This is a genomic window from Nocardia sp. NPDC057668 (genome assembly GCF_042799795.1).
GTDB lineage: Bacteria > Actinomycetota > Actinomycetes > Mycobacteriales > Mycobacteriaceae > Nocardia.
Genome location: NZ_JBHVIC010000006.1, coordinates 504,028 through 511,881, shown reverse-complemented (window position 1 = coordinate 511,881; position 7,854 = coordinate 504,028). Strand labels below are relative to the sequence as shown.

The 7,854-nt window shown below is 67.1% G+C and carries 7 protein-coding genes and 2 tRNA genes; 1 reads left to right on the top strand and 8 read right to left on the bottom strand.

From position 1 onward, the window contains the following. Nucleotides 1–186 precede the first annotated feature (186 nt). Nucleotides 187–369 carry a hypothetical protein gene (locus ACFVBH_RS32930; RefSeq protein WP_354991561.1) on the top strand — a complete coding sequence of 61 codons (183 nt, stop codon included), beginning with the start codon at nucleotides 187–189 and terminating at the stop codon, nucleotides 367–369. 7 nt (nucleotides 370–376) lie between these two features. Here the strand turns inward: ACFVBH_RS32930 and ACFVBH_RS32925 are convergent, their stop codons facing one another. From ACFVBH_RS32925 to gyrA, 8 genes are all read right to left on the bottom strand, one after another. Further along, nucleotides 377–1,219: an ABC transporter permease gene (locus tag ACFVBH_RS32925; protein ID WP_354991560.1), complete on the bottom strand. Its 843-nt coding sequence runs from the start codon at nucleotides 1,217–1,219 to the stop codon at nucleotides 377–379. Beyond that, nucleotides 1,219–2,205, bottom strand: coding sequence for an ATP-binding cassette domain-containing protein (locus ACFVBH_RS32920; RefSeq protein WP_354991559.1), 987 nt, complete (start codon nucleotides 2,203–2,205; stop codon nucleotides 1,219–1,221). Before ACFVBH_RS32920 ends, ACFVBH_RS32925 begins: the two co-directional genes overlap by 1 nt. Nucleotides 2,206–2,574: 369 nt before the next feature. Then, nucleotides 2,575–3,600: an adenylate/guanylate cyclase domain-containing protein gene (locus ACFVBH_RS32915; protein WP_354991558.1), complete on the bottom strand. Its 1,026-nt coding sequence runs from the start codon at nucleotides 3,598–3,600 to the stop codon at nucleotides 2,575–2,577. A gap of 176 nt (nucleotides 3,601–3,776) precedes the next feature. Then, nucleotides 3,777–3,849 (bottom strand) — tRNA-Ala (locus ACFVBH_RS32910). Nucleotides 3,850–3,878: 29 nt separating this feature from the next. After that, on the bottom strand, nucleotides 3,879–3,986 hold the full coding sequence (locus ACFVBH_RS32905) for a DLW-39 family protein (protein WP_354991557.1): 108 nt from the start codon (nucleotides 3,984–3,986) through the stop codon (nucleotides 3,879–3,881). A 29-nt stretch (nucleotides 3,987–4,015) separates the two neighbouring features. Further along, nucleotides 4,016–4,089: transfer RNA gene (locus tag ACFVBH_RS32900), tRNA-Ile, on the bottom strand. A gap of 134 nt (nucleotides 4,090–4,223) precedes the next feature. Further along, nucleotides 4,224–5,234: a DUF3566 domain-containing protein gene (locus ACFVBH_RS32895; RefSeq protein WP_354991556.1), complete on the bottom strand. Its 1,011-nt coding sequence runs from the start codon at nucleotides 5,232–5,234 to the stop codon at nucleotides 4,224–4,226. 43 nt (nucleotides 5,235–5,277) lie between these two features. Continuing rightward, nucleotides 5,278–7,791, bottom strand: a complete 2,514-nt coding sequence (gyrA, locus tag ACFVBH_RS32890) for a DNA gyrase subunit A (protein WP_354991555.1) — start codon at nucleotides 7,789–7,791, stop codon at nucleotides 5,278–5,280. Nucleotides 7,792–7,854 lie beyond the last annotated feature (63 nt).

The following is a 7,854-nucleotide window of genomic DNA, read 5'->3' as shown; positions in this document are numbered from 1 at the left end:
TTTTGTATCCCCCCCCCCCGGGGGGGGGCCCGGGGCCGCCCACCCCCCCCCACCCCCGCCCCCCCCCCCCCCCGTCCCCCCCCCCCCCCCCCCCCGGGGGGGGGCGGGGGGGCCCCCCCCCCCGCGCCCCGCTGCGGTATCGCATCGATTGGTGCGCGAACTCGCCCGCCGTGACACAGTGGTCGGATGGGACGCTCTCGCAAATCGATCATCTTGGCGGCACTGCTGGCAGCGGCCGGTGGGGCCGCCGCGTTCGTCCTGAGCCGGCGGCCGCAGCCGCCCGTCCCCGCGGCCGAACCGCCGCGTCTGGGCTACTCCCGCAACGGCTCCGCGCCCGCCCCGCTGGCGGACGCGGAGACCAATCGCTGACGCGGGCCTAGCGGCTCACCGAGCGCTTGTACTGCCGCACCGCCAGCGGCACGAACACGATCAGGATCACCACCACCCAGATCAGGGTGGTCGCCACCGGATGCCGCATGGACCAGGCGTCCGGCGGCGGGAACGCGTCACTGGTGTTGCCGAACAGCACGCGGGTGGCCTCGGTCAGCGCCGACACCGGATTCCATTCGGCGAAGACCTTCAGCGGGCCGGGCAGATCGTTCAGCGGCACGAAGGTGTTGGCCAGGAAGGTGAGCGGGAAGATCACCATGAAGACCGCGTTGTTGAACACCTCGGGTGCGCGCACCATCAGGCCGATGACCGCCATGATCCATGAGATGGCGTAGGCGAACAGCAACAGCAGCACGTAGGCCAGCACCGCGTCCATGAACGAGCCGCGAATGCGCCAGCCCACCACCAGACCGGCCAGCGACATGACGATCAGGCTCACCACGTTGATGACCACGTCGGCCAGCGTGCGGCCGATGAGCACCGCGGCCGGCTCCATGGGTAGCGAGCGGAAGCGGTCGATGATGCCCTTCTGAATGTCCTCGGCCAGGCTCAGACCCGTGAAGGTGCCGCCGAAGACGACCGTCTGGGCGAAGATGCCCGCGATGAGGAATTCGCGGTAGCCGCCCTCCAGGCCGGGAATCTTGATGGCCGTGCCGAAGACGAACGCGAACAGCAGCACGAACATGATCGGCGACAGCGTCGAGAAGATCAGCACATCCGGCACGCGCCGAATCTTGATGACATTGCGCTTGGTGATGGTGAGACTGTCGCTCACCAGCATCGAAGCGCGTTCGGCCAGCGACGGTTTCGCGGCGGTGGCGACACTCATCAGTTCTGTCCTTCCGTCGTCGCGGCCTTGGCGCCGTTGACCAGATCCTCGGCTTCGTGGCCGGTGAGGGTCAGGAACACATCGTCGAGCGAGGGACGGCGCAGCGCGACATCGCGAATCACGACCTCGTGCTTGGCCAGCTGCCCGATCGCGTCGACCAGCGCCTGCGAGCCGTCGCTGACCGGGACGATGATGCGGCGCAGACCCGGCTCCAGCCGAATCTCGCCCTGCGCCAAGCCGATCAGCGCCTCGTGTGCGATGCCGAGACTGTCGGCATGGTCCACGGTCAGCTCGATGCGATCGCCGCCGATCAGGGCCTTGAGTTCATCGGAGGTGCCTTCCGCGATGACCTTGCCGTGATCGATGACGGCGATGGAATCGGCCAGCCGATCGGCCTCCTCCATGTATTGGGTGGTGAGCAGCAGCGTCGTGCCGCCGGCCACCAGTTCGTCGATGACGTCCCAGAGATCAAGGCGCGCACGGGGATCCAGGCCGGTGGTCGGTTCGTCCAGGAACAGCACGGGCGGATTGGCGACCAGGGCGCCGGCCAGGTCGAGCCGGCGGCGCATACCGCCGGAGTAGCCCTTGACCGGGCGATCGGCGGCGTCGGAGAGCCGGAACCGCTCGAGCAGTTCGCGGGCGCGCTCCTTACTGCGCTTGGTGCCCATGTGATAGAGCCTGCCCACCATCTCGAGGTTCTCGAAACCGGTGAGATATTCGTCGACCGCGGCGTACTGACCGGAGGCGCCGATCCGAGATCGCAAGAGCTGCGGCTCTTTCAGCACATCCACACCGGAGACCGTGGCCCGGCCCGCGTCGGGGATGAGCAGGGTGGTGAGTACGCGCACCGTGGTGGTCTTGCCCGCGCCGTTGGGGCCGAGCAGTGCGGTGACCGTTCCTTCGGGGACGGATAGATCGAGTCCGTCGAGTGCGACGGTCCGGCCGTACTTCTTGACCAGACCCTCGGCGACTACTGCGTCGGGCATGATTCTCCTGATGTCGTGTGGTCAGACGCTCGCAGGGGGTCTGAACTGCGCGAACGCCGCGGAACGAGATCGGACATATGGGGCAAGTATCGTCCGATCCGCAGGAGAATGTCATCTGAATAACACGGCGGTTTCGGCACGAACATATGTTCGCACGAGGGTACGACAGGTTCGCGGCAGAAAAATCTTGGAACGCGATGCCCCGATGGCCACGCGATCTGCCGGTGTCGCGTAGGATCGTTTCCGTCGGCCCCTCCCCCCCGGGCCGACCCTACGCGGGCCTCGGCTAACTCCCCCCCTTCGCCGAGGCCCGCCCCCATGTCCGGGGTAGGTTCGCCGGCGACGACGAAGGGGGATCAATCAGGCGAATCAGACCAACGGCCGTATTTCGTTGCGGCGCAGGACATGCCCGTGCAGGCGGTTGATGCCGCGGACGCGGACCGTGCGCAGATGCCGCAGATCGAACTGCGGGTTGTCGCTGATCTCCTGTGCCGCACCGTCATCGATGAGCACCGTGCCCGGGCGGGCAACACCGGTCAGGCGCGCGGCCACGTTCACCACCGACCCGTAGAGGTCCCCGAAGCGTTGCAGCACTTCGCCATAGGCCAGACCCACCCGCAGCTCCTGGGTGACGCCGTGCGAGGCCGTGGCGGCCTCCTGGATGGCCAGGGCGATGCGCGCGCCCTGCTCGGCGCTGTAGGACGCGAACATGACCTCGTCGCCCACGTTCTTGATCACCCAGCCGCCGTTGGCGGTGATGGCGTTGCTGGTGGCCGCCTCGAACGCCTCCAGCAGCGCCGCCAGTTCCTCTACTTCCAGGTGCCGGGTCAGGCGGGTGTAGCCGACCATGTCGGCGAAGCCGACGGCCAGCATGCGCTGGGTGTCGCCCGCGTAGGTGCCCTCGTCCAGCGAGCGCGCCAGCGCCGCGTCCAGATGCCGCCGCCAGGCGTAGGAGTGCAGCGCCTCGAAATCGGTCACCACCTCCTCGGTGGCCGAGCGCGCCACCTCGGCCCGATCCGCGCCGGGATCGTCGGCCAGCCGGTTCGCGATGCGCGCCTGGATCTCCTCGGTCACCAGATCGACCTGCCACTCCGCCAGCCGCGCCATGGAGCGGCCCAGGGTGCGGGCGGTGGTGGTCTGGCGGTGAATATCCGCCTGGGCGAGCACATTCAGGCGCGCGAACGTGCGGGCGGCCTCGATGTCGGCGTCGGTGTACTCGACGGCGTCGTCGTCGGGGTCGGCCGGGAAACCCAGCGCCACCCACAGCCGGCGCGTGAGCGAGGACGGCACCCCGGTGCGCCGGGCGACCTCGCGCCGGTTGTACCTGCGGGGACCGTTCAGCAGATACGGCTCCACCACGGATTGAACGAGTCTGGAGATTTCCGTGGCAGCCATGCAGTCACCTTACGGGGCGATCAGGCGCGGATTCAGCGCACTGTCTCGTGTCACAAAGAACGACGGCGGATTCCGGAGGGACCGCGCCGGGGACCGTCTGCGGGTGAGTGGACACCGGGGACGGAATACGCGGCCAAGATCACGGATGTGGGCTTGACCTGCGATGAGAAGGGTTGTGGAGCCTAGGGGAATCGAACCCCTAACCCCTGCCTTGCAAAGGCAGTGCTCTGCCAATTGAGCTAAGGCCCCGAACGGGACGAGTCCCGAAGAGGATCACATCAGCGAGTGGTTACCTCGTGCCAGAGATCCGCGTCGTTGCGCTGGCGGAGCTTGCTGATTCCGAAGATCACCGCGACGACTACACCGACCGTGAGGAGAAATTTCATGAATCCCACCCTACTGTGATGTTCGAGAGTGGGCCTAGGAGGACTTGAACCTCCGACCTCTTCGTTATCAGCGAAGCGCTCTAACCGCCTGAGCTATAGGCCCTCATCCGGTTCAGAGTGTGTCACCCTGACCGAGGCAGAAGATTACCGGATGAGTGCGCAGATAAGCAAAACGGCCGGTCACCGGCCTGAAAGTACAGGCGGGACCGGCCGTTTCGGCACCGGGATCAGCGGGGGTTAATCGGGGTCCGCCAGGGTCACCTGGATACCACCGACCAGATCGCAGCACTGGTTGTAGACGAACACGCCCACCGTGGACAGCGCGGTGAGCAAAACCACATTGATGAGGCCGATGACCCCGGCGTAGCCGAACACCGTGCCCGCGTCGATGATCCCCGAGGAACCACCGTCCGACACCATGTCGGTGAAGGTGCTGTTGAGCCGCTCCCACACGCCCATGCCCTCGAGCACGAGGTACAGCAGGCCGACCGCCAGCATCCACACGAAGAACATGGCCACGCTGATCACCAGCGAAACCTTCAGCGTGGACCAGGGATCGATGTGGCGCACCTGCACCGTCGCGCGCAGCGGCTCACCGGTGGCCGCTGCCTGCGCCACCGCCGCGGGGGCGGACGGCGACACCGGGCCGGCCGGCGGGATCGGTTCCGGCATCGGCAGCGGATGCCGGATCTCCGACAGATCCGGCAGATCCTTCACCAGCTCCGGGCGCGAGATGCTGCGGGTCGGCCCGTCGATGCCGACGGACTTGACCATGGCGGCTTCCTTGCGGGCCGCCTTGGCCGCCAGATCGGCCGTGGTGCGGGCATTGGACGCGCCGGCGTTCAGCCCGCCGCCGCCCAGCCCGCCGCCGCCACCGAGGCCGCCGCCACCGCCGAGCCCCCCGCCGCCACCGGACGGCGGACGACCGGTGGTGGGCGACTGGCCCGGCCGGTAGAGGTTGGACTGCGGCTCACGCTGCGGCAGCTGCGACCAACCTCCGTCCTGGTACGGCGAATTCCCAGCCTGACCGTCGACCGCTTCGGGAGCGGTCACCTCGGACGGGTCGGTCGTGCGCCCGGATCCCTCCGGCGCGAAATCACCGGAGGCATCCGATGTTTCGTGCGATTGCGGCACACCGCCCTCGTTGCCGGACCCCGGACGCGGGCGCGGCGGAATCGGGGACGGGGCGATTCTCTCGGTCACACCGTTGGCGTGACCGCGCTGGTCATTCGGCTGATTCGTGGTCAATGGTGAATCCTTCGATCCGTTGTGCCGCCGCTGTGTGGTGAAACTACTGCTTCGCCGAATCGCCGGTGTCGTCATCGGCGACCTGGTCGGGCTCGTCCGCGTTCCGCGCGATCGCAAGCAACGTATCGCCCTCGCCGAGGTTCATCAATCGCACACCCTTGGTCTGGCGCCCGGCTTTACGAACCTGATTGGCCGCAGTGCGAATAACTCCGCCGCCCGAAGTGATGGCGTACAGCTCATCATCATCGTTGACGATGAGCGCTCCGACCAGACTGCCACGTTTCGGGTCGTACTGAATGGTCAATACACCCTTTCCGCCACGGCCCTGAGCGGTGTACTCGTCGATCGCGGTGCGCTTGGAGTACCCACCCGCGGTCGCGACAAGCAGGTAGATTCCGTCCCCGTCGCGAACCACGTTGAGCGAGAGCAGCTCATCGTCCGCGTTGAACCGCATGCCCTGCACGCCGGAGGTCGCGCGGCCCATCGGGCGCAGCACCTCGTCGTTGGCGGAGAAGCGGATCGACTGGCCGTGCGCGGACACCAGGAGCAGATCGTCCTCGGCCGAACACAGTGCGGCGCCGACCAATTCGTCGTTGTCGCGCAGGTTCACCGCGACGATGCCGCCGGTCCGGTTGGAGTCGAAATCGGTCAGGCGCGACTTCTTGACCAGGCCGTTGCGGGTGGCCAGCACCAGGTGCGGGGCATCCTCGTAGCTCTTGAGCTGAATGACCTGGGCGATCTTCTCGTCCGGCTGGAAGGCCAGCAGGTTCGCCACGTGCTGACCGCGCGCGGTGCGCAGCGCCTCGGGCAGCTCGTACGCCTTGGCCCGGTAGACCCGGCCCTTGTTGGTGAAGAACAGCAGCCAATCGTGCGTGGAGGTGATGAAGAAGTGCCGGACGATGTCGTCCTGCTTGAGACCCGCGCCCTGCACGCCCTTGCCGCCGCGCTTCTGCGAGCGGTAGAGGTCGGTCTTGGTGCGCTTGGCGTAGCCGGTCTCGGTGATCGTGACGACCACGTCCTCGCGGGCGATCAGATCCTCGTCCGCGACGTCACCGTCGGCGGCGATGATCCGGGTGCGGCGATCGTCGCCGTGCTTGTCGACGATCTCCGCCAATTCGTCACGGACGATGGAGCGCTGGCGCTCGGGCTTCTCGAGAATGTCCTTGAGATCGGCGATCTCCAGCTCGATCTTCGCCAACTCGTCGATCAGCTTCTGCCGCTCGAGCGCGGACAGGCGGCGCAGCTGCATGTCGAGGATCGCGGTCGCCTGGACCTCGTCGATCTCGAGCAGCTGCATCAGGCCGGTGCGGGCGGTGTCGGTGTCGGCCGAACGGCGGATCAGGGCGATGACCGCGTCCAGCTGATCCAGCGCCTTGACCAGGCCGCGCAGGATGTGGGCCCGCTCCTCGGCCTTGCGCAGCAGGTACTTGGTGCGCCGGACGATCACTTCCAACTGGTGGTTCACGTACAGCCGGATCATCTGATCCAGGCGCAGCGTGCGCGGCACACCGTCCACGATCGAGAGCATGTTCGCGCCGAACGAGGTCTGCAGCTGGGTGTGCTTGTAGAGGTTGTTCAGCACCACCTTGGCGATGGCGTCGCGCTTGACCGTCACCACGATGCGCATGCCTACGCGGTCCGAGGACTCGTCGTGGATGTCCGAGACGCCCGCGATCTTGCCGTCCTTGACCTGCTCGGCGATCGCGTTGATGAAGTTGTCGGTGTTGACCTGGTACGGCAGCTCGGTGATGACGATCGTGGTGCGACCGCGCGAGTCCTCCTCGATCTCCACCACGCCGCGCATGCGGATCGAGCCGCGGCCGGTCCGGTACGCGTCGTTGATGCCCTGGGTGCCGACGATCAGGCCCGAGGTCGGGAAGTCCGGGCCCTTCACGCGCTCCATGCACGCTTCGAGGGTGGCCTCCTCGTCCGCGAGGTGGTTGTCCAGCGCCCAGAAGATCGCCTCGGCCAGCTCGGTGAGGTTGTGCGGCGGGATGTTGGTGGCCATGCCGACGGCGATGCCGTTGGAGCCGTTCATCAGCAGCGCCGGCACGCGCGCCGGGAGCACGACCGGCTCCTGGGTCTTGCCGTCGTAGTTCGGCGTGAAATCGACCGTCTCGTGGTCGATCTCGCGCAGCATCTCCATGGCGAGCGGGGTCAGGCGGCACTCGGTGTAGCGCATGGCGGCCGCGCCGTCGTTGCCGCGCGAACCGAAGTTGCCCTGGCCGTCGACCAGCGGATAGCGCAGCGACCACGGCTGGGCCATGCGGACCAGGGTGTCGTAGATCGCGGTGTCGCCGTGCGGGTGGTAGTTGCCCATGGTGTCGGCGACCGGGCGCGCGGACTTCACGTAGCTGCGATCGGGGCGGTAGCCGTTGTCGTACATCGCGTACAGGATCCGGCGGTGCACCGGCTTCATGCCGTCGCGCACCTCGGGCAGCGCGCGCCCGACGATGACGCTCATGGCGTAGTCGATGTAGGAGTTCTGCATCTCCTGCTGGATGTCGACCGGTTCGATGCGGTCGCCGCCCGACGGGGGAAGCTCGGTTTCAGTCATGAATTGGTCTCCGTAGGAAGTCTTTTGGATGGTTCCGGACGCAGGAGGGGCCTAGGGGTATCG

Excerpts from the sequence above, each read along its gene's own strand:
- ACFVBH_RS32905 (WP_354991557.1), bottom strand. The coding sequence starts at position 3,986 with ATGAAATTTCTCCTCACGGTCGGTGTAGTCGTCGCGGTGATCTTCGGA.
- ACFVBH_RS32925 (WP_354991560.1), bottom strand. The coding sequence starts at position 1,219 with ATGAGTGTCGCCACCGCCGCGAAACCGTCGCTGGCCGAACGCGCTTCG.
- ACFVBH_RS32930 (WP_354991561.1), top strand. The coding sequence starts at position 187 with ATGGGACGCTCTCGCAAATCGATCATCTTGGCGGCACTGCTGGCAGCG.
- gyrA (WP_354991555.1), bottom strand. The coding sequence starts at position 7,791 with ATGACTGAAACCGAGCTTCCCCCGTCGGGCGGCGACCGCATCGAACCG.
- ACFVBH_RS32915 (WP_354991558.1), bottom strand. The coding sequence starts at position 3,600 with ATGGCTGCCACGGAAATCTCCAGACTCGTTCAATCCGTGGTGGAGCCG.
- ACFVBH_RS32920 (WP_354991559.1), bottom strand. The coding sequence starts at position 2,205 with ATGCCCGACGCAGTAGTCGCCGAGGGTCTGGTCAAGAAGTACGGCCGG.